Origin of the sequence: Kribbella jiaozuonensis (assembly GCF_005233875.1) — a bacterium.
GTDB classification, from domain to species: domain Bacteria; phylum Actinomycetota; class Actinomycetes; order Propionibacteriales; family Kribbellaceae; genus Kribbella; species Kribbella jiaozuonensis.
Genome location: NZ_SZPZ01000003.1, coordinates 785,175 through 804,891 on the forward strand (window position 1 = coordinate 785,175; position 19,717 = coordinate 804,891).

Annotated in this window: 16 protein-coding genes and 1 pseudogene; 7 read left to right on the forward strand and 10 right to left on the reverse strand. The window is 68.8% G+C overall.

Annotated elements, in window-relative coordinates; translation table 11 throughout:
* The first annotated feature begins 97 nt into the window (after positions 1–97).
* Together FDA38_RS23525 and FDA38_RS42700 are read left to right on the forward strand one after the other, a co-directional pair.
* Positions 98–1,417, forward strand: coding sequence for an MFS transporter (locus FDA38_RS23525; RefSeq protein WP_202877793.1), 1,320 nt, complete (start codon positions 98–100; stop codon positions 1,415–1,417).
* Complete coding sequence (locus tag FDA38_RS42700) at positions 1,332–1,643, forward strand: hypothetical protein (protein WP_202877794.1); 312 nt, start codon at positions 1,332–1,334, stop codon at positions 1,641–1,643. The genes FDA38_RS23525 and FDA38_RS42700 overlap by 86 nt, the downstream gene beginning before the upstream one ends.
* Here the strand turns inward: FDA38_RS42700 and FDA38_RS23530 are convergent.
* The 4 genes from FDA38_RS23530 to FDA38_RS23545 form a co-directional block, all read right to left on the reverse strand.
* On the reverse strand, positions 1,640–3,592 hold the full coding sequence (locus FDA38_RS23530; RefSeq protein ID WP_137256234.1) for a glycosyl hydrolase family 28-related protein: 1,953 nt from the start codon (positions 3,590–3,592) through the stop codon (positions 1,640–1,642). The genes FDA38_RS42700 and FDA38_RS23530 overlap by 4 nt on opposite strands.
* A gap of 71 nt (positions 3,593–3,663) precedes the next feature.
* The gene (locus FDA38_RS23535) at positions 3,664–4,092 is read right to left on the reverse strand and encodes a GNAT family N-acetyltransferase (protein WP_137256235.1); all 429 of its coding nucleotides are present in this window, start codon (positions 4,090–4,092) and stop codon (positions 3,664–3,666) included.
* Positions 4,089–4,787, reverse strand: coding sequence for a FadR/GntR family transcriptional regulator (locus FDA38_RS23540; protein WP_137256236.1), 699 nt, complete (start codon positions 4,785–4,787; stop codon positions 4,089–4,091). The genes FDA38_RS23535 and FDA38_RS23540 overlap by 4 nt, the downstream gene beginning before the upstream one ends.
* Positions 4,788–4,887: 100 nt before the next feature.
* Positions 4,888–5,871 carry a helix-turn-helix transcriptional regulator gene (locus FDA38_RS23545; RefSeq protein ID WP_137256237.1) on the reverse strand — a complete coding sequence of 328 codons (984 nt, stop codon included), beginning with the start codon at positions 5,869–5,871 and terminating at the stop codon, positions 4,888–4,890.
* Between the two features lie 168 nt (positions 5,872–6,039).
* Between FDA38_RS23545 and FDA38_RS43440 the strand changes: the two genes are divergently transcribed.
* Complete coding sequence (locus tag FDA38_RS43440; protein ID WP_137256238.1) at positions 6,040–10,212, forward strand: S8 family serine peptidase; 4,173 nt, start codon at positions 6,040–6,042, stop codon at positions 10,210–10,212.
* Here FDA38_RS43440 and FDA38_RS23555 read toward each other — a convergent pair.
* On the reverse strand, positions 10,206–10,865 hold the full coding sequence (locus FDA38_RS23555; protein WP_137256239.1) for a pyrimidine 5'-nucleotidase: 660 nt from the start codon (positions 10,863–10,865) through the stop codon (positions 10,206–10,208). The two genes, FDA38_RS43440 and FDA38_RS23555, sit on opposite strands and share 7 nt — an antisense overlap.
* A 50-nt stretch (positions 10,866–10,915) precedes the next feature.
* Here FDA38_RS23555 and FDA38_RS23560 point away from each other — a divergent pair, with 50 nt between their 5' ends.
* Positions 10,916–11,683, forward strand: coding sequence for an SDR family NAD(P)-dependent oxidoreductase (locus FDA38_RS23560; protein WP_137256240.1), 768 nt, complete (start codon positions 10,916–10,918; stop codon positions 11,681–11,683).
* Positions 11,684–11,689: 6 nt separating this feature from the next.
* Here the strand turns inward: FDA38_RS23560 and FDA38_RS23565 are convergent, their stop codons facing one another.
* Positions 11,690–12,589, reverse strand: coding sequence for a LysR family transcriptional regulator (locus tag FDA38_RS23565; RefSeq protein ID WP_137256241.1), 900 nt, complete (start codon positions 12,587–12,589; stop codon positions 11,690–11,692).
* Between the two features lie 306 nt (positions 12,590–12,895).
* Here FDA38_RS23565 and FDA38_RS23570 point away from each other — a divergent pair.
* A pseudogene (locus FDA38_RS23570) lies at positions 12,896–13,810 on the forward strand (LysR family transcriptional regulator).
* Here FDA38_RS23570 and FDA38_RS23580 read toward each other — a convergent pair.
* Together FDA38_RS23580 and FDA38_RS23585 are read right to left on the reverse strand one after the other, a co-directional pair.
* Positions 13,807–14,631 carry an aldo/keto reductase gene (locus FDA38_RS23580; protein ID WP_137256244.1) on the reverse strand — a complete coding sequence of 275 codons (825 nt, stop codon included), beginning with the start codon at positions 14,629–14,631 and terminating at the stop codon, positions 13,807–13,809. The pseudogene FDA38_RS23570 and the gene FDA38_RS23580 overlap by 4 nt on opposite strands.
* Before the next feature lie 62 nt (positions 14,632–14,693).
* Positions 14,694–15,779, reverse strand: coding sequence for a winged helix DNA-binding domain-containing protein (locus FDA38_RS23585; RefSeq protein ID WP_137256245.1), 1,086 nt, complete (start codon positions 15,777–15,779; stop codon positions 14,694–14,696).
* 257 nt (positions 15,780–16,036) lie between these two features.
* Between FDA38_RS23585 and FDA38_RS42345 the strand changes: the two genes are divergently transcribed.
* Positions 16,037–16,801 carry a hypothetical protein gene (locus FDA38_RS42345; RefSeq protein WP_170989845.1) on the forward strand — a complete coding sequence of 255 codons (765 nt, stop codon included), beginning with the start codon at positions 16,037–16,039 and terminating at the stop codon, positions 16,799–16,801.
* Here the strand turns inward: FDA38_RS42345 and FDA38_RS23600 are convergent.
* Both FDA38_RS23600 and tdh read right to left on the reverse strand, forming a co-directional pair.
* Positions 16,770–17,954 carry a glycine C-acetyltransferase gene (locus FDA38_RS23600; RefSeq protein WP_137256248.1) on the reverse strand — a complete coding sequence of 395 codons (1,185 nt, stop codon included), beginning with the start codon at positions 17,952–17,954 and terminating at the stop codon, positions 16,770–16,772. The genes FDA38_RS42345 and FDA38_RS23600 overlap by 32 nt on opposite strands.
* The gene (gene tdh, locus FDA38_RS23605; RefSeq protein ID WP_137256249.1) at positions 17,954–19,003 is read right to left on the reverse strand and encodes an L-threonine 3-dehydrogenase; all 1,050 of its coding nucleotides are present in this window, start codon (positions 19,001–19,003) and stop codon (positions 17,954–17,956) included. Before tdh ends, FDA38_RS23600 begins: the two co-directional genes overlap by 1 nt.
* An 84-nt stretch (positions 19,004–19,087) precedes the next feature.
* Here tdh and FDA38_RS23610 point away from each other — a divergent pair, with 84 nt between their 5' ends.
* Positions 19,088–19,705 (forward strand): class E sortase, encoded by a 618-nt coding sequence (locus FDA38_RS23610; protein ID WP_233714879.1) that lies wholly within the window; start codon positions 19,088–19,090, stop codon positions 19,703–19,705.
* Positions 19,706–19,717: the final 12 nt, after the last annotated feature.

The following is a 19,717-nucleotide window of genomic DNA, read 5'->3' on the forward strand; positions in this document are numbered from 1 at the left end:
CGGGTCCGGGAGAGGACACGAAAAGGAGATTGACAGGTTCCTGTCAATCGAGGATGATCGAGATCTCGTCAGGGTCCTGACAATTATAGGAGACTTCGTGTCCTCGATCGACCTCATCCCTGAGCGGCGCCAACGCCGCATTCTCGCCATCCTGGTCGTCTCGGCCGTCCTGATCTGGATCGACTCGACCGTTCTCGGTATCGCTCTCGAACGCCTGGCCGACCCCGTCGACGGCCTCGGCGCCACGCCCGGCCAGCTGCAGTGGGCCGTCGGCATCTATTCGCTGCTCTTCGCCACCGCGCTGTTCCTGGCCGGTGCGCTCGGTGACCGCTACGGCCACCGGACCATCCTGATGCTCGGTCTGCTGATCTTCGGCGGTGCATCCGCCTGGGCCGCCTGGGCCGGCGATCCCGTGTCCCTCATCCTCGCCCGCGCCTTGATGGGCCTCGGCGGCGCGCTGATCATGCCGCCGTCGATGGCGATCATCGGCTGGACCTTCCCGGCGGAGCGCCGGGCCGGCGCGATCGCGATCTGGGGGTCGTCGGCCGGTGTCGGCGTCGCCGTCGGACCGGTGCTCGGCGGTCTGCTGATCGACCACTTCTGGTGGGGTTCGGTCTTCACCATCAACCTGCCGATCGTCGCGTTCGGCCTGATCGGCGCCGCGCTCGTCCTGCCGAACCCGCGCAGCCCGCAGCGTCGCCGGCTCGACCCGCTCGGCCTCGGCCTGTCCACCCTCGGTCTGCTCGGCCTCTCGTACGGGCTGATCGAAGGCGGTCACCAGGGCGGCTGGGACCGCTGGCAGGTCTGGGTGAGTATCGCGGCCGGCCTCGTCCTGCTCGCCGGATTCATCGTCTCCGAGTGGCGGGAACGCGAGCCGAGCTTCGACCCGCGCCTGTTCCGCAACCGCCGGTTCGCGGCCGGCAACTTCACGCTGGCGGTCGTGTTCCTCCTGCTGACCGGCCAGAGCTTCTACCTCGCCTTCTACTTGCAGGGCGCCCGCGGCATGAGCGCGCTGTCAGCAGGTCTGATGTCGTTGCCTGCAGCAAGCGGCGTCATCGTCGGCTCGCAGCTGGGCTCCCGGCTGGCGGCCCGGTTCGGCGTGGCCAAGGTCTCCGGTACGGCGGTCCTCGTGCTCGCAGCCAGCTCCTCGATGAACCTGCTCTACGACGTCGACACCTCGCTCGTCTGGGTCGGTGTCGTCGGCGCACTCGTCGGCCTGTCCATCGGCATGACCACAGCCCCGACGACCACCGCAGTACTGGCGACGCTCCCGCTGGATCGCATGGGGGCCGGATCGGCCGTCAACAACGTCCTTCGCCAGGTCGGCCAGCGTGCTCGGGGTCGCCATCCTCGGCACGATCGTCTCCTCGACGTACCAGCATCGGATCGCGCCGTCGCTCGTCGGCCTACCCGATGAAGCCGGTACGTCGGCCGAGGCGACCCGGCACGTCGCGGCCACGCTCGGCCGCCCGGAGCTGGTGAAGGCCGCGAACGACGCGTTCATCCACGCCATGCACACCGCGGCCCTCGTCGGTGCCGGCATCGTCCTGGTCGGCGCCATCGTCCTGATGCTCGCATTCCGGCAAACCAGCCGGCCTGCAAAGGTTCAGGAAGAGGCGCCGACGCAGACGGTCGAGGTCTAGTTCCAAGGTGACGGCGGCGGGGGCGGTACGACGGCGGGGCGGTCCTCGCACCACGTCGCGCCGGTCCAGCCGCCGTCGTTGCCACCCAGGTCCCGGACCTCGAACTCCGGCGGGCCGTTGAAGTGGAACGTCCCGCAGTTGTTGACGAACGGCGCGCCGACGTTGCGTGCGTCGACGTTCTCGAACGTCGCCCACCCGCCGACCCGGGCGTTCACCACGTTGGTCCCGGTGCCATCGACCTTGATGTTGCGGACGGCGACGTTCGTGATCCCGTAGTCGTCCTTCACCGGCCAGTCGACGACGAACATCATCGCGTTGTATGTCGAGTCCAGGAACGAGCTGTCGGTGATCTCGATCGTCCCGGACATCGTCGACTGCAACGCGTACAGCCAGATCGCACCGAGCCCGATGTCCCAGTTCAGATCCCGCGGACCGCCGCGGACCGTGGTGTTGCGGGCGAACGTCAGCTTGCCCTCGAACGGCGTCGCGTTGAACCGTGAACCGGCATGCAGCGTGCTGCCCTCGCGGATCGGGTCCGCGACCAGGTTGTCGGTGACCGCGTTGTCGCGACCGCCGTAGATCGCGATGTCGTTCGCGAGCACCGGCGTCTGCACGGTGTTGTGGTCGTACACGTTGTTGTGGTTCACCAGGCCGTCGGCGTTCGACTCCGACCACATCGCCAGCCCGTCGTCACCGCTGTTGCGGACGAAGTTGTTGGTCGCCCGAACGTTGGAGACACCAAGGTGCAGGTTCATGCCGTCGGCAACGGCATCGGTGACGATGTTGTTGCGGATCAGCAGCCCGTCCATCGGGCCGTCGAGCCAGATGCCGACCTTGGTGTGGTGCAGGTACAGGTTCTCGATCGTCGAGCCGCCGCCGATCGCGCCGCCGATCCCGTTCACCTGGTCGGTGTCGATGCGTTCGCGGACATCGCTCTCGATCGCGAAGTCCGACAGATGTACGCCGGTGCTCCCGCCGTCGGCGGCGTACTTGCCGTAGAAGCCGGGCGCGCTGTGCACGGACTTGTCCGGCGCGGGCTCGGCGAGCGGGAGGACCTTGCCCTTGATGATCGTCCACCAGTTGCCCGCGCCGCGGACCGTCACCTTGTCGACGACGATGTGCCGGTTGACCTGGAACGTCCCGGCCGGGATGAACACCGACCAGCCGAGCTTCTTAGCGGCTGCGATCGTGTGCTCGATCGCGGGTGCGGCGTCATGTCGCCCGGTCGGGTCAGCGCCGAACAGCCGCACATCCAAAGAGCGAGCGGGTTGCCGGAGCGGCGCCTTCACCAGCTCGAAGTCCGCGACGTCGAGCACGGTCCACGCCGCCGCGGTCGCCCGAGGTACGGCGAACCGGACCCGCGAGCCGGCCTGGTACGTCCGGTCGAGCATCACCCGCTGCTCGTCGTAGAAGTGGTTCGGCCGGAACGGCTTCGCGACCGGGTCCGGTTCGGGCTTCCACCAGCCCGGGATCGGGTCCACGTTCGGGTCGTTCGAGAACGGATACATCCCGTACAGCCAGGCGTACTGCGACGTCAGTGTCATCGTCTGCTTGTGCTTCCCGTTGACCGAGACGTCCAGCGGCGCGGTGATCCCGCCGCCACCCGGCGCGTCCGGGATGCTGTACCGCAACGTCAGCGCGTTGGCCGCACGGGTCAGCGTGAACTCGACGTACTGCTTGGGCTGGAGCCGTACGGCGGTCCGACCGGAGGCCTCGGCCGGGAGCGTGTACGCGTCTCGCCCGGGGCCGATCTTCTCGCCGGTGTAGACGGCGTTCTCCGCCTCCTGCTCGACGAACGGTACGTCGGCGCCGCGGCCGGCGACCAAGGCGGGATCGAGCCCGGCCCGGGTTGTCCGCGGCGCTGCATGCGCGGCGGCTGACTGAGATGTGAGGACTGCTCCGAGGAGTGCGGTCGCACAGGCGACCGTGAGCAAGCGTGAACGGGACATTGGCGGATCCCCTCCGGACGAATTGTCTGGAGGTTATGCACTCGACCATCCTTGCGCAAGATCTCGACAGGTCAGAGAAATTTCCGGACCATGAAGACGTCGACCGGGTCCTCGCTGTCCACGACGAAGCCGTGGCGCTCGTACAACTTGCGGGCCGGACTGCCCTGCAGAACGTTCAGCCAGACGGTCCCGTCAATGCTGCCCAGAACGGTCTGCAGTACCTGGGTGCCGAGGCCCTGTCCCTGGTGCTGCGGAGCCAGATAGAAGTGCTCCAGCCATCGGCGGTCCTCGGCCGGCCGGACGGCGATCGAGCCGGCCAGCTCGCCGCCGACCTCGATGATCTGGGTGTGCTCGGGCGAGAATCCGTCGCGCAGTCGTTGCCGGACGCGATGCGCGTCGTACCGGCCGAGGCGCTCCAGGTCCGGGCGCATGACGACGGCCCGGATCTCAACGAGGTCCTCGACGTCATCCGGCGCGGCGGGGCGTAAAGCGAACCTCATGGCAGGTCGGGCTGGGGTTCCGGGCGGAGGGCGCGGAGCCAGAGCTCGGTCTGGGCGATGTGGGCGGAGGCGGCGGTCTCGGCGGCCGCAGGATCGCGGGTGACGATGGCGTCGAGGATGGCGCGGTGGCCGCGGTCGCTGGTCTGCTTGATCGCGTCGAAGTCGGCGCCGGGCTCGAAGATCCGGTAGTGGCCGCCGCGGCCGCGGATCACGTCGGTGAGCGCGGTGACGGTCGGGTTGCCGCCGGCCGAGCAGATCGCGCCGTGGAACTCGGCATCCAGGTGCTGGATCTCCACCGGGTCAGTGATCGCCTCGAGCCGATCGAGGATAGAGCTCAGTTGCGCGGCGAGGCCCGGGTCCTGGCGTGCGGCCGCCGCGGCTGTGGCGTGCGACTCGAGGACTCGGCGTACCTCGAGCAGTTCGAGCAGGCCCTCGAGCGGGATCAGCTCGACCGACAGCGAGAACCGGCTGATGATCGAGGCCGGGTCGAGCGCCGAGACGTACGTGCCGGATCCGTGCCGGGACTCGATCACGCCGAGCGCGGCCAGCGACCGCACCGCCTCGCGCAACGAGCTGCGGGACACCCCCAGGTGGTCGCACAGCTCAGGCTCCGGCGGGAACTTCGCCCGCGGCCCGAGCTCGCCCGACGCGATCATCTGACGCAGACCGGCCAGCGCCTTGTCCGTGGCAGCCATTCGTCACCTCCTCCCCGAAGCGTAAGTCCTCAGACCAATCGTGGTCACATCCGCCACAAAGCGTCGACCACCCGCGACGAGCCGACCGATTCATCAGACGTCAGGAGGTGAGTTCGCGCGCCACGACGAGGCCGAGCTGGAACCGTGTGGTGACGCCGCGGTCGGCCATCACGTGTGCGATCCACCGTCGCGTGGTCCGGAGGCTGATCCCCAGCTGCCGGGCGATCGCCTCGTCCTTCAGCCCGGCCGACAGCAGTTGTAGCACCCGCTGCTCGGACTTCGCCGGCGGCTTGCCGCCGTTGAGGTGCTGGTCGAACGGGATGCTCCGCTCCCACATGCCGTCGAAATGCGTGACGAGCAGCGAGAGCAGGGAACTGGGATGGACGAGTACGGCGGTCTGCGCCACGTCCGCGCCGTCGACCCCCAACGGCAACAGCGCGAGACGCCGGTCGACGATGACCAGCTTGGTCGGCACCACCGGCGAGAGCCGGGCTTGCTCGCCCGCGTCGCGGAAGGCAGTCATCCTGGCGAGCTGGCCCGGCTCGGTCAGTGACTCGGTGGAGTAGATCGCCCGCCAGCGCACACCGCGGGCCAGCGCGTCCATCTCGTCCGGGTTGTCCTTGGCGCCGACGTACGGCGGCTTGTCGAACAACACGACTTCCTGCTCGGCGCCGCTCATCAGCTGGGCGGCGCGCTGGCTGATCGTCGACTGGCCGGTGATCAGCTCGACGACCTGCGACGTGTGCTCGTAGCGCGTGCCCTGGTGGAAGTCCGCGAGCAGACTCTCCGCTTCCAGCCTGGCCCGCTCGAGTTCGTCCTGGCGGCGGGCGATCAGCGATCCGACCGCGACATCCGGCGGCGCCGGGATGAACCTCGCCGGTACGCCGGGTCTCCGGCTCACCAGTCCGCACCGCTCGAGCCGCGAGATCGCCTGCCGCGCGCGGGTCGCGCCGATACCGGTCCCGCTCGTCAGCTCGGCCAAGGTGGAGCCCGGAGCGGTCAGCAACTGCCGGTAGAGCTGCTCGTCCAGGGCGGCAACGCCGACGGCGGCGAGCTTGCCTTCGTCAACTGGCTCACTGGACATCGTCGCGAGAGTACTCCGCGGAAGCGGTCGCGGCGCAGCGAATTTCTCGATGGCCGGTCAAGGACATTGGCTTCATCGTGCCGCCCGAACCCCTGGCAGCGCGCCGCGCGCGGTGAGCACACTGCATCCGCCATAGATCGATTTCCGTCCTCCATCGGGAGTGCCCCCATGCATCCTGTACCGAGACGTGTCCTCCGAGGGGCGCTGGCGTTGGCGACGCCGCTGACGCTCGTCCTCGCCGCCACACCGGCCGTCGCCAACCAGCCCACATCAACCCCTCCTACGCCCAGCACGCGGGTGATCGTCCAGTTCGCCGGCCGGCCGGTCCCGGAGCAGGCGGCGGTCCAGGCCGCACATGCGAGCTTCCGGCAGGCCGTCGCCACCGCCGGCATCCACGCCACCGTCACCCGCGAGTTCACCCAACTCCTCAACGCCGTCGCGGTCACGACAGACGCGGCGGGTGTCGCCCGGCTCCGCACCCTTCCCGGCGTGACCGCGGTCTATCCGGACCAGCAGGTGCACTCCAGCGGTGACGCCGCACTGGCGCAGATCAAGGCGCCCGAGGTGTGGCAGACCAAGGACCGGAAGGGTACGGCGGTCACCGGCGCCGGCCAGACGATCGCGATCGTGGACACCGGTATCGACTACACCCATCCCGATCTCGGCGGCGGGTTCGGCAAGGGTCACAAGGTTGCCGCCGGCTACGACTTCGTGAACAACGATGCCGACCCGATGGACGACAACGGACACGGCACCCACGTCGCCGGGATCGTCGCGGGCCGCAGTCCGCAGGCCGACGGCCGGACCGGTGTTGCGCCGGGCGCGACCTTGACGGCGTACAAGGTGCTCGGTGCGGACGGCAACGGCTACGAGTCCGCGGTCATCGCCGGATTCGAGGCCGCGGTTGCCGCCGGCAACCCGTTCCGCGCGACCGTCGTGAATCTGAGCCTGTCCGGCGATCCGGCACCCGACGACCCGCTCGAGCAGGCCGCCGAGAACGCTGTCCACGACGGAGTCGTCGTGGTCGCGGCCGCGGGCAATGCAGGTCCGGGCGAGGGCACCGTCGGTTCGCCGGCGGAGGCGCCCGACGTCCTCGCGGTCGGCGCGAGCATCACCGGTATCGACGTACCGACCGTCGCCGTCACCGCGCCGGTCAAGCGCACCCTCGACGTCCAGCGGGTCGGGTTGTCGGCGAACCCGCCGGCCGGCGGTGAGGACCTGGAGGTCGTCGACGCGGTCAACGGCGCTCCCGGCGACTACGACTCGATCGATGCGACCGGCAAGGCCGTCCTGGTCGCGTACAACAGCGAGATGCTCGGTGACATCCTCGCGACCGCCGAGCAGCACGGGGCAAAGGCAGTCCTGCTGCGGACTCCCAACTACTACAAGGGCGGCGCAGGCCACCTTCTGATCCCGGCCTTCACCGCCGGTACGTCGGACCCCGGCAAGGCCTCGCTGGTAGCCACCGTGATGAACGGGACCGACGCCGCGGACCTCTCCCAGTGGCTCACGCAAGGCCCGGTCCGGGTGCACATCGGTGGCGCCGACGCGACCGACCAGATCGCCGAGTTCAGCTCGCACGGCCCGGCGGCCGGCAGTTACGCGATCAAGCCGGATCTGGTCGCGCCGGGAGTCGAGATCCGGTCCACGTGGCCCGGCGGCCAGTACGCCGAGGACAGCGGCACCAGCATGGCCGCTCCGCACGTCGCCGGCGCCGCCGCGCTGGTCCGGCAGGCTCACCCCGACTGGACCGCCGACCAGGTCACGGCAGCGCTGACCGGCGGAGCTGACCGGCTCTCGGCAACGTTGGACGCTGTCACCCAGGGATCGGGTCGCCTCGATGTGGCAAGCGCCGATCAGCTGGCAGTCCTGGCGAGCAGGCGCTCCCTGAGCCTGGGTGCCGCGGACCTCAGTAGCCACACGCTGCATTCCACGACCACGGTCACACTGACCAACGTGTCGTCCACGACCAGGACGCTGCACCTCGATGCGAAGTCGGCCACTGGTACTCCGGCGACGGTCTCTGTCACTCCGAGCTCCGCCCGGCTCAGCCCGGGGAAGAAGGTGACGGTGCGCGTCACAGTGGCCGGCGCCCGTCCGTCCGGTGTTGCGGACTGGAGTGGGTGGCTGCGTGCCTCGGTCAGCGGGTCTCCAGAACTGTCCGTCCCCTGGCTCCTGGCCGTGCGGCCGCTCGACCTGCACGCCAACCCGGACCCGACCATCTCGGGTGCCTCCGTCTACATCCACTCCGACGCCGCACTGACCGCGGCGCCGCGGGTGTCCGTGACCGCGCCCGGCTCGCACCACGCGATCACCGGTACCGCGACGTTCGACCACACAGGCTGGTGGAAGTACTCCGTACCTGCCGGGCCGGCCGGTGCGTACCAGGTGTCTGCGGTCGCTCGGACCCCATCGGGCGCGTGGCTCGACGGACAGACGTCGTACGAAGAGCTGGGCACCGCGCACGGGTCCGGTCCGGACGGGTGGCAGTCCGTCGGTCCGGTCAGTCAGGGCGCGGAGAAGATCGGGTATACCTCGAAGGCTGGGCGGATGTTCGCCCAGCCGTACCTCTCGTCACGGCCGGGCGTCTTCCGGACCGATGACGGCGGCACCACCTGGCGTGAGCTGCGCAATCTGCCGATCGGTGGCGGTGTGGACCTCGGGATGGCGACCGACCCGACCCGGCCGGACACCGTGTACCTCGCGGTCGAGGGCGGACCGGACCCGACGTACCAGGGCAAGATCCTGGTCAGCCACGACGCCGGCGACACGTGGACCACGCTGCCCTTCCCGGACGTGAGTCCGAGCGATCTGTCCATCGACCCGACCGGGCGGGTCCTCGTCGTACCGACGTTCGGCAACAGCATCTACGTCAGCACCGACCGCGGTCAGACGTGGACGAACTACCCCAGCCCGGGGGAGCACCTGCAGCAGGTCAGCCTGATCGGCCACGACCTGTACTTCGGCGACGGTCTGAAGCTCTACGTGATCCGGAACGTCGACGGTACGCCGGAGCCGCGGCAGGAACTGTTCACGTCACCCGAGGACGACCAGTTCGTGGTGAGCGTTGCCGGAGACGCGAACCTCCTCGTAGCCCGTACTCCGCGTCGTCTCTATCTGTCCCGTGACCACGGTGCGAGCTGGCAACCCGGTCCGGCGGCGCCGGACGCGGACGCCTTCTCCTCGGTGCAGGTGGTCAACGGCGATGTGTACGCCGCGGCGTCGGACGAGATCTTCGTCGACCGGGGTGAGGGAGCGCAGTGGACCACGATGCCGAGCCCGGTCCATGGGGACCTCGTCCGGATCTCCTCGCCGCCGAACAGCAAGCAGTTGGTGGTCTCGGCCGCGGGCAGCGGGGTGTACCTCACCGACGACTCCGGTGCGACGTACCACCGCGTCGGTCTGACCAGCGCCGACGTACACGCGCTGGCCGTCGGCCAGGACGCATCCGGCAAGCCCACCCTTGTCGCCGGTACGACGTTCTCCACCTTCACGACCGCACTGCCGGTGCAGCGGGTTCCCGACCCGGCCGGCTACGACTGGGGACTCAACGGCAGCGACATCCTGCTGGGGAACCGGATCACGGCGCTGACGACCGATCCAGCCGATCCGCACCGGCTGTTCCGGGCGGTGTCGAAGGCGCAGGGGCGTCCGACGATCGAGGAGTCGACCGACGGTGGCAGGACGTGGACGGTCAAGCTGAACGTGCTCGCCGATGCGCGGGTCTACCAGATCGTCGTCGACCCGGCGAACCGCGACTACATCTATGCCGCGGTCGACGATGTCCTCAGCCCGGGCGTGGTCGTCAGCCGTGACGGCGGCAAGACCTGGCGGAAGAACAACCTGCCCATCGGCGTCACCGCGATCGCCGCCGATCCGCGCAACCCGGACCACCTCTGGCTCGGCGGACCGGACGGGTTGTACCGCTCGGACGACCAAGGGCAGTCGGTCCAGCGGCTCTCCGCCGTGCCGGTGTCGGTCATGGTGCTCGACCCTCGCAACCTCGACCACCTGGTCCTCGGCGGGAGCGGGCTGTTCGACAGCCGGGACGGTGGCCGGACGGTGAAGGCGGCCTCGACCTCCGGGTTCCGGCTGAACATCACCGCGCTGACGTACGGCGCCGACGGCCAACTCTTCGCGGCCGACGGTGACAGCTCCGACGCCGGACTCCCGGTCGGCGGCCGGGGTGTACTGAACAGCCGCGACGGTGGGCGCAGCTGGCACAACATCTCCGACGGACTGCCCAACCTGGACGTGGCGAGCCTGATCACGTCACCGGACGGGCAGTGGCTGTACGCCGGAACCGTCGGTGGTGGCGTCTACCGCGTCACGACTCACTGACCCGACAAGTAGCCGAGAAACGCTGGCAGGTCCTGGACCTGCCAGCGTTTCGGCGCGATCTGCTGGTACGGCGTCCCGTCGGCGGACGGCTCGTGCGTGATCAGCGCCGTCGTCATACCGCGTTCGTGCGGAAGGGCGAGGTTCACCTCGAGGTCGTCGATCATCGCCGCCCGCGCCGGGTCGATCGCGAACCGGGTCAGGAACGCGTCGAGGCTCTCGGCGTACGGTTTGGGGATCAGATCGCCCGCGAGGATGTCGAAAACGCCGTCGAAATGGGTCGTCAGCCCGAGCCGGCCCAGCGCCTGCTCAGCGTGGTAGACGGAGCCGTTCGTGTAGACGAAGCGCCGTCCGGGCAATGCCGCGAGCGCCGCGGCGAGGGCGGGATCCGGGGTCAGCACCGTGTAGTCGATCCGGCGCTCGAACCCGAGGAACTCGTGCGGGTCGATGTTGCGCGTGACCATGGCGCCGCGCAACGAGGTGCCGTACTGCGCGACCAGCTCGGCCTGGATCCGCCGGGCGCCGGTCAGGTCGGTGCCGTAGAAGCCCGCGACGGCCGAGAGGATGCCGTGCGTGAGTTGCTCGGCCAGTGCAGAGCCGGCCGGATACAGCGTGTTGTCGAGGTCGAGGATCCAGGTGTCGACGTCAGACCGCATCTGGCCAGGGTAGTGACACACTGGGGGCGTCACCGACGGGAGGATTGAACGTGGCGACTGCGCTCATCACCGGGCCGGCGACCGGGATCGGCCGTGCGTTCGCGGACAAGCTGGCGCTGGAGGGCTACGACCTGGTGCTGGTGTCGCGGGACGAGGCCAAGCTCAAGGAGGTCGCCGCCGACGTCACCCGGCTGCACGGTGTCGAGTGCGAGGTGCTGGCTGCGGACCTGACCGACGCCGACGATCTGGCCCGGGTCGAGGAGCGGTTCCGTACCGGTCCGATCGAGGTGCTGGTGAACAACGCCGGCTTCGGTCAGAAGAAGCCGTTCTGGGCCAACCCGGTCGACGTCGAGGAGAAGCAGCTGGATCTGCTCGTTCGCGTCGTACTGCGGCTCACGCACGCGGCGGTGTTGCCGATGATCGAGCGGGGCTCGGGTGCGGTGATCAACGTGTCGTCGGTGGCCGGATTCCTGCAGCGCAACGTCTACAGCGCGCACAAGGCCTGGGTGACGAACTTCTCGGCCGGCCTCGCGCTCGAGCTGCACGCGAAGGGCGTCGCGGTGATGGCGCTGTGCCCGGGGTTCGTGCACACCGAGTTCCACGAGCGGATGGGGATGGACAAGTCGCTGATCCCGTCGTTCATGTGGCTGGACGCGACCGATCTGGTCGACGCGGCCTGGAAGGACCTGATGCGCGGCAAGCCGATCTCGATCCCGAGCCGCCGCTACAAGCTGATCGTCGCCGGGACCCGTTTCATCCCGCGAGCGCTGATCGCACGCGTCTCGACCGTGGGCCTGGACGGCCGCCGCCGCGGCTGAGCGGAACTACAGCTTCTCCGCGACCTCGGTCAGGACGTCGAGGGTGGCGGTGATGAGCGGGTGATCGGCGCGGCTCGCACGGACGGCGGCGTACACGCGGCGGGTCGGCACGGGGTCGGGGAGCGGGCGGATCAGCGCGAGCGTCGGCTCCGGTACGGCGAGGCGGGGGACGAGCGAGACCCCGCCGCCGGCCGCGACCAGTGCGGCGACGGCACGGAAATCGTCGGACTGGTGGACGATCCGCGGCTGGAATCCGGCCTGTTCGCAGGCGAGTACGACGACGTCGCGGATCGGGTTGCCCGGCGCGGTCATTACCCAGTCGTCGTTCGCCAGCATCGCGAGCTCGATCGTGTGCTGATCGGCGGCCGGATGTGTCGGCGGCAGTACGGCGACGAAAGGCTCGGCGTACAAGGGGATCCGGACCAGCCGGCGGTCGTCGGGGCGGGGTGAACCGCGGTGCTCGACGGCGATCGCGAGGTCGGCGTCGCCGTCGAGGAGATGGGTGATGCCTTGGTGGCCCTCGGCATCGCGGACGACGAGATCGAGGCCGGGAGTGGTCTCGCGCAACCGGGGGAGGGCCGGCGCGACGAGCAGGGTGATCGCGGTGGCGAAGGCAACGATGCGGACCTCGCCGTTGGCGCCGTTCGCGTGCAGGCGCATCGCGTCCTCGGCGCGTTCGACCTCGGTCAGGATGATGTCGGTGTGTTCGAGGAGCAGGCGGCCGGCGGAGGTGATCGCCACCCGGCGGCCGCGGCGTTCGAGCAGTTCCTGGCCGACCTCGGACTCCAGGGCTGCCAGTTGCTGCGAGACGGCCGAGGGCGTCAGATGCAGCACCTCGGCCGCCGCGGTCACGGTCCCGTGGTCAGCAAGCGCTCGCAACACCCGCAGGCGTCGTACCTCGATCACGAACCTCAGCTTCGCATGCGCCGACGGTGGATGCGACGAGGGTCAGCTCGACGGGCTGCGGAGCCGGGGTACGACGCTCCCGCCAGCGCCGGTAGGCGTCGCGGATCGGGTGGCGTCGGGGGACATATGGCCGGATCGGTGCGTCCGGCCTGGCGGAGTGGGTCTGTTCGTGGATCGACTTGATCACGGAGAACGGTACGTATTGCACGGTGGTTCCTTTCGACTCTTCGACAGTAGGAACCCGGGCATTGATACGTCCAATGAAAGTTCTGCGTGGAGTTGATGTGCCTGGTGCATGATTGGGTTATGGAACTACGGCAGCTCAGGTCGTTCGTGGTGGTGGCCGAGGAGATGAACGTCGGACGCGCGGCGACGCGGCTGCACCTGACCCAGCCGTCGCTCAGCCGGCAGATCGCGGCGCTCGAGCGCGACCTCGGCGTGGAACTGTTCGCCCGGGTGAAGAAGCGCTTCGTCATGACGGCCGCGGGCGAGACGTTCCTGGCCGAGGCGCAGGACCTGTTGCGACGGTCCGACGAGGCAGTACGGGCTGCGCAGCGGACGCAGCGTGGTGAGCTCGGATCGTTGCGGCTGCGGTTCGTGCAATCGGCGACGTTCGAGCCGCTGCCGCAGATCCTCGGCGCGTTCCGGCAGGCGTATCCGGACGTCGTGCTCGACCTGGAGTCGATGACCACGCTCCGGCAGACCGAGGCCTTGCGCGACGGCCGGATCGATGTCGGGCTGCTGCGGCCGACCGTGCCCGCATCGGCGGGATCAACCGGCGGCAAGAGCGGGACGGTGGTGCGGCTGGCGCCGGGGCTGGTGTCCCGGGTGGTTGCCGAGGACCAGTTGGAGGCGGTGTTGCCGGCGCGGCATCGGCTCACCCGACGCAAGCGGCTGCGGCTGACGGACCTCGCGGAGGAGCCGTTCGTGTTCTACTCGCGGCCGAGTGGACCCGCAGTACACGACACGATCCTCGGCTTCTGACGGGCGGCCGGGTTCACGCCACGGATCGAGCAGGAGGCGGCCGACGTACAGACGATCGTGTCGCTCGTCGCGGCCGGGCTCGGCGTCTCGCTGCTGATCAGCCCGACCCCGCCGTCGAACCCGGACTCGGTCGTCTACCGAGAGTTGTCCGACGACCTACCGCCCTGGCCACTCTCCGTCGCCTGGTCGCCGGACAACCGTTCGCCCGTCCTCGCGCGCTTCCTCGAAATGGTTTAGCCGAAGACGTCCGGGTCGCCGCCGGTGCGGACGCCGGTCTCGAGGTCGGCGATCGTTGCCATGTCGTCGTTGTTGAGGCGGAAGTCGAAGACCTCGAAGTTCTCCTTGATCCGGCTCGCCGTCTTGGACTTCGGGATCACCACGTTGCCGAGCTGCAGGTGCCAGCGGATCATCACCTGGGCGGCCGACTTGCCGTACTTCGCACCGATCTTCTTCAGCTCGGCGTTGTCGATCAGCTCGCCGGATGCCAGCGGGCTCCACGCCTCGGTGACGATGTCGTTCTCGGCGTTGAACGCGCGCAGCTCGTCCTGCGGCAGCGCCGGGTGCAGCTCGATCTGGTTCACCGCCGGGCGGATCGTGGTCTCCTCGAAGATCCGCCGCAGCGCGGGCTCGTGGAAGTTCGAGACGCCGATCGCGCGGATCCGCTTGTCGGCGTACAGCTGCTCGAACGCCTTCCAGGTGTCGACGTACTTGTCCCGCTTCAGGCACTGCCAGTGGATCAGGTACAGGTCGACGTACTCCAGGCCGAGCTGGTCGATGCTCTTGTCGAACGCCGCCAGCGTCGAGTCGTAGCCCTGGTCGCTGTTCTGCAGCTTGGTGGTGATGAACAGTTCGTCACGGGGCAGGCCGGACGCGGCGATGGCTCGCCCGACACCGGCTTCGTTCTGGTACGCCGCGGCGGTGTCGATGTGCCGGTAGCCGGTCTCGAACGCCGAGGTGACCACGTCGGCGACGATCGCTTCCTCGACCTGCCAGACCCCCAGGCCCAGCTGCGGGATCTCGACGCCGTTGTCCAGAGTGATGGAGGGGACTGTGCTCATCTGCCCATTCCACCCGGCAAAGGGTTTCTGGCCCAGTCATCCGACGTGTGACAACAACCTCATTAACCGGCAGTAACCACTTGATGGGTCTTTGCATCCGGCTCCAGGAAACGGAGCAATGCGCTGCCCTCGCGCTCCAGCTCGGCCTGCGTTTTCTTCAACGTCTTGCCGAACGGGGTGAGCGTGAGAGTGGCCACACCACGCTTCTTCTCGGTCGTCCACAGCCCGGCAACGACGCCGTCGACGGTGTACGTCGCCTTGACGCGAAGGTTCTTCGTGAAGACGTGCGGTTTGTGCTCGTCCGCGATGATCCGCTCCCGTTTCGCGTGCGAGAGCAGCACGTTGTCGAACTCCGGCAGGAATCGCACCGGCGCCGGAGTGTCCTCATCGGGACGCGGTCCGTCCGGTACGTCGTACAACGTCTTGCCGGCCTCGTCCGTGAACGTCTCCAGCTCGAGCTCGTCGAACAACGGCTTGGCCTTCTGCAACCCGGACCAGGTCTGGAAGTCCGCCGGCGTGGCCGGTCCGAAAGCCTGCAGGTATCGCGTCACCAATTCGCCAGGCTCGGCGCGCTTGTGCAGTTTCTTCCCGATCCACTCCTCGGCCGGCGTGAACCGCGAATTTGCCGTCCAGGACCACCGCACATCCGCCGGATACATCACCAGCGGCACGAGCATCCGCGTGCAGAACCCGAGCGCCCGCTCGTTCACCTCCGGGAACTGCTCCTGCAATGCGTCCCGCACCTCCGTGAAGGTGAGCGGCTCCTTCGCCAGCAACTTCTCCGCCGCGCCCACCACCTTCTCCGGCTCCAACCCGGCACCTCGATCCCCGAGCACCCGCAACCCAGCCTCGAGCACCGGGCTGACTGTGGTCCGGAACCGCAGATAGTCGGTGGCGGTCACCAGATGCAATGTCCCCCGGAACATCGTCGCCCGCACCACCTCCCGCGCCGCGACGGCCTGATCCAGCTGGGCTTCCGCGAACTCGTCGATCCGGGTCCACAACCCGACATAGGGATGCTTGGGCTCCTGCCCCTGCATCCCGGCCAGACGTGCCACCACGTCAACCGCCGGGACGTCCGCCCGCTCCAGGAGCAATTGCCTGGCCAGCGTCGCCCGGTTGACCGCCCTCGCACTCAGAACCGACATGACCACATCCTGCCCGTGCGGACCGACAAGTCGAGCAGTTGACCGTCCGAATATCGCCCCAGCGGGATGAGTCGGGCCACCCTCGCAGGTGCGATCTTCGTCGGGAGAGCACGAACTGCGCGCCATCGAGCGGGAGGGGTCCACTGATGATGCGAGCGGTTGGCCTGGTGCTGGCGGCGCTCCTCCTCGTCTCCTGCGGAGGGTCTGGCGAGCGACCGTCGGGCTCTTCTACGCGCACGCCCGCAGCGCTGCCGTCCGTGACAGCGACGGTTCCGAGCGCGACCCGTACGCCGGAACGCTCGCAGAAGCCGGCCGCCACCTCGGCATCCGAGCCCCCACAGCCGGAAACGACCAGGACGACGCGGACCGAGACCGAGACCACCAGGGCGACCGAGACCGAGACGACCAGGGCGACGAAGACCGAGACGACCAGGGCCACCGAGACGACCCGGGCCACGCGGACCGAGACCACCACGGCGACCCGGACGGCGTCGGCCGCGCCCTCGTCGGCGACCACGTCCTCGACCCAACCGACGTCGGCCGAGACGGGCGGGGCACCTACCTGGCTGTGGTGGGTGCTGGCGGCGATCGTCGTCGCGCTCGCCGTGGGGATTCCGCTGCTGGTCAGGTCGCGCCGTCGCCAGGCCTGGCGCGACGACCTCGCGTCCGGTGAGGACGAGGTGGCGTGGTTCGCCCGCGGGCTGATCCCGGAGCTCCGCCGGCAGCCTTCCCCCGCGCAGGCCGCCGGCGCCTGGAACGTCGAGTCGAGCCGGGTCGTTGCCGCCGAGGACAAGCTGACCGTCCTCGAACAGTCGGCTCCGGACGAAGCCGCCGGCACCCGCGCCCGCACCCTCCGGGACGCCATCCGGGCAGCCCGGAGCGACATCGAGAACCTGCTGGCCTCCGCGACAGCGATCTCGATGCCGCGGGACCTGGACGCGGTTGCTGCGCGGCTCGAACAAGCCCTCGGACAACCGCGTCCGACGACGACTACCCCGCCAGCGCCGCCCGGGCCTCGATGAAGGCGGCGATAGCGGTTTCTACGTCCTGGGTGGAGTGGGCGGCGGAGAGCTGGACACGGATCCGGGCCTTGCCCTGGGGGACGACCGGGTAGGAGAAGCCGATGACGTAGACGCCGAGGTCGAGGAGCTTGTCGGCCAGCCGGCCGGCTTCAGCGGCATCGCCGATCATGACGGGGGAGATGGGGTGGTCGCCGGGGAGGACGTCGAAGCCGGCCTCGGTCATCATGGTGCGGAAGAGCTTGGTGTTGGCGGCGAGCTTGTCGCGGAGGGCGCTCGACGTGCCGATGAGCTCGAGGGCCTTCAGGGACGCGGCGGTGACGGACGGGGCCAGGGAGTTCGAGAACAGGTACGGGCGGGAGCGCTGCCGGAGGAGCTCGACGATCTCGCGGCGCGCGGAGACGTAACCGCCGGACGCGCCGCCGAGCGCCTTGCCCAGCGTGCCGGTGACGATGTCGACGCGGTCCTTCACGCCGAACAGCGACGGCGTACCGGCACCGTCCGACCCGACGAAGCCGACCGCGTGCGAGTCGTCGACCATGACGAGAGCGTCGTACCGCTCGGCCAGGTCGCAGATCTCGTCGAGCGGGGCGACGTACCCGTCCATCGAGAACACGCCGTCGGTCGCGATCAGCCGGTACCGCGCGTCGGCGGCGTCCTTGAGCTGGGCCTCGAGGTCGGCCATTTCACGGTTCTTGTACCGGTAGCGCTTGGCCTTCGACAGTCGTACGCCGTCGATGATGCTGGCGTGGTTGAGCTCGTCGGAGATGATCGCGTCCTCGGCGCCGAGCAGGGTCTCGAAGAGGCCGCCGTTCGCGTCGAAGCAGGAGCTGTAGAGGATGGTGTCCTCAGTCCCGAGGAAGTTGCTCAGGGCACCTTCCAGGTCCTTGTGGATCTGCTGGGTGCCGCAGATGAACCGCACCGAGGACAGTCCGAACCCCCACCGGTCCAGCGCTTCCTTGGCTGCCGCGACAACGTCCGGGTGGTCGGACAGCCCGAGGTAGTTGTTCGCACAGAAGTTCAGTACTTCGTTGCCCGAAGCAACTGAGATCAGTGACTGCTGCGGTGAGGTGATCACCCGCTCGGACTTGTACAGCCCGGCGTCCCGGATCTCGCCGATGGTCGCCGTCAGGTCGTCCCGCATCCGTCCGAACATCAGTGCTTCTCCTCCAGAGTTTCCTGCGTCCAGTCCATGATCACCTTGCCGCACTGCCCCTGCCGTGCGACGTCGAACGCGCGCTCGAAATCGCCGTACCCGAACCGGTGGGTGATCACCGGCGTCAGGTCGAGGCCGCGTTCGAGCATCACCGACATCGAGTACCAGGTCTCGAACATCTCCCGGCCGTAGATGCCCTTGATCGTCAGCATGTTGAGCACGACCGTGCCCCAGTCGATCGCGATCTCGTCCGACGGCAGGCCGAGCATCGCGATCTTCCCGCCGTGCGTCATGTTCGCGAGCATGTCCCGCAGCGCGGCCGGCTGCCCGGACATCTCCATCCCGACGTCGAAGCCCTCACGCATCCCGAGGCTCTGCTGCGCCTCCGCGATCGTCTCCTCGCCGACGTTCACCGCGCGGGTGACGCCGATCTTGCGGGCCAGGTCGAGGCGGTACTCCGAGAGGTCCGTGATCACCACGTTCCGCGCCCCGGCGTGCAGCGCGACCGCGGCGGCCATGACCCCGATCGGGCCGGCGCCGGTGATCAGCACGTCCTCGCCGACCAGTGGGAACGAAAGAGCAGTGTGTACGGCGTTGCCGAACGGGTCGAAGATCGCGGCGACGTCGAGGTCGACCGGGTCCTTGTGCACCCACGCGTTCATCGCGGGCAGCGCGACGTACTCCGCGAACGCGCCCGGCACGTGGACGCCGAGCCCGCGGGTCTTGATGCAGAGGTGGCGGCGGCCGGCGCGGCAGTTGCGGCAGCGGCCGCAGACCAGGTGGCCCTCGCCGCTGACCAGGTCGCCGACCGCGACGTCACGGACGCCGACGCCGACCTCGACCACCTCGCCGCAGAACTCGTGCCCGGTGACCATCGGCACCGGCACGTTCTTCTGCGCCCAGGGGTCCCAGTTCTGGATGTGCAGGTCGGTGCCGCACAACCCGGTGCGGAGCACCTTGATCAGGACCTCGTCGGCCTCGATCTTCGGCTCCGGAACATCCTGCAACCACAGACCGGGCTTCGCCTCGGCCTTCACGAGCGCCTTCATGCCCACATCGTCGTCCGGGGCAACCATCCCCGTCCATCGACACGTCGTACACAGCCTTTGCAGTCGAACTGCATACTTGTCCGCATGCGGGGAGTAGTCAGGGGACTCGGAATCGTGTTCCTGGTGGTGGGCGTCGGGTTGCTCGGGTGGGTCGGCTGGCAGTACTTCGGTACGGGGATCAGCTCGAACGCGCAGATGGGTAAGGCGGAGGACTCGCTGCGGAACCAGTGGAAAGCGCCGGAAGCTGTGAAGCCGTCGACCGGGAAGCCGTTCGTGCTGCTCAGGATCCCGCGGTTCGGAGCCGACTGGGAGAAGCCGGTCGTCGAAGGCGTCGACGCCGACGACCTCGCGCGCGGGATCGGGCACTATCCACAGACCCAGCTGCCCGGTCAGCCGGGCAACTTCGCGATCGCCGGGCACCGCGTCACGCACGGTTCGCCGTTCCGCAAGCTGCTCGACCTGCGGAAGGGTGACCAGGTCATCGTCGAGACGCAGGACGCTGTTTACACGTACGAGCTCGACGGCTCGCCCCGCGACCTGACCGTCAAACCGACCGACACCTGGGTCCTCGACCCGGTCCCCGGCAAGCGCGACGCCCCGACCACCTCGATCATCACGCTCACCACCTGCCAGGACCTGTTCCACTCCCCGGACCGCTCGGTTGCCTTCGGCCACCTGGTCAAGGTGCAGAAGAAATCGTGAACTCGACCGTGT

What these genes read in the sequence shown, in the direction of transcription:
- FDA38_RS23530 (WP_137256234.1), bottom strand. Translation starts at nt 3,592, where the DNA reads ATGTCCCGTTCACGCTTGCTCACGGTCGCCTGTGCGACCGCACTCCTC.
- FDA38_RS23535 (WP_137256235.1), bottom strand. Translation starts at nt 4,092, where the DNA reads ATGAGGTTCGCTTTACGCCCCGCCGCGCCGGATGACGTCGAGGACCTC.
- FDA38_RS23540 (WP_137256236.1), bottom strand. Translation starts at nt 4,787, where the DNA reads ATGGCTGCCACGGACAAGGCGCTGGCCGGTCTGCGTCAGATGATCGCG.
- FDA38_RS23545 (WP_137256237.1), bottom strand. Translation starts at nt 5,871, where the DNA reads ATGTCCAGTGAGCCAGTTGACGAAGGCAAGCTCGCCGCCGTCGGCGTT.
- FDA38_RS43440 (WP_137256238.1), top strand. Translation starts at nt 6,040, where the DNA reads ATGCATCCTGTACCGAGACGTGTCCTCCGAGGGGCGCTGGCGTTGGCG.
- FDA38_RS23555 (WP_137256239.1), bottom strand. Translation starts at nt 10,865, where the DNA reads ATGCGGTCTGACGTCGACACCTGGATCCTCGACCTCGACAACACGCTG.
- FDA38_RS23580 (WP_137256244.1), bottom strand. Translation starts at nt 14,631, where the DNA reads ATGAGCACAGTCCCCTCCATCACTCTGGACAACGGCGTCGAGATCCCG.
- FDA38_RS23585 (WP_137256245.1), bottom strand. Translation starts at nt 15,779, where the DNA reads ATGTCGGTTCTGAGTGCGAGGGCGGTCAACCGGGCGACGCTGGCCAGG.
- FDA38_RS23600 (WP_137256248.1), bottom strand. Translation starts at nt 17,954, where the DNA reads ATGTTCGGACGGATGCGGGACGACCTGACGGCGACCATCGGCGAGATC.
- tdh (WP_137256249.1), bottom strand. Translation starts at nt 19,003, where the DNA reads ATGAAGGCGCTCGTGAAGGCCGAGGCGAAGCCCGGTCTGTGGTTGCAG.
- FDA38_RS23610 (WP_233714879.1), top strand. Translation starts at nt 19,088, where the DNA reads ATGCGGGGAGTAGTCAGGGGACTCGGAATCGTGTTCCTGGTGGTGGGC.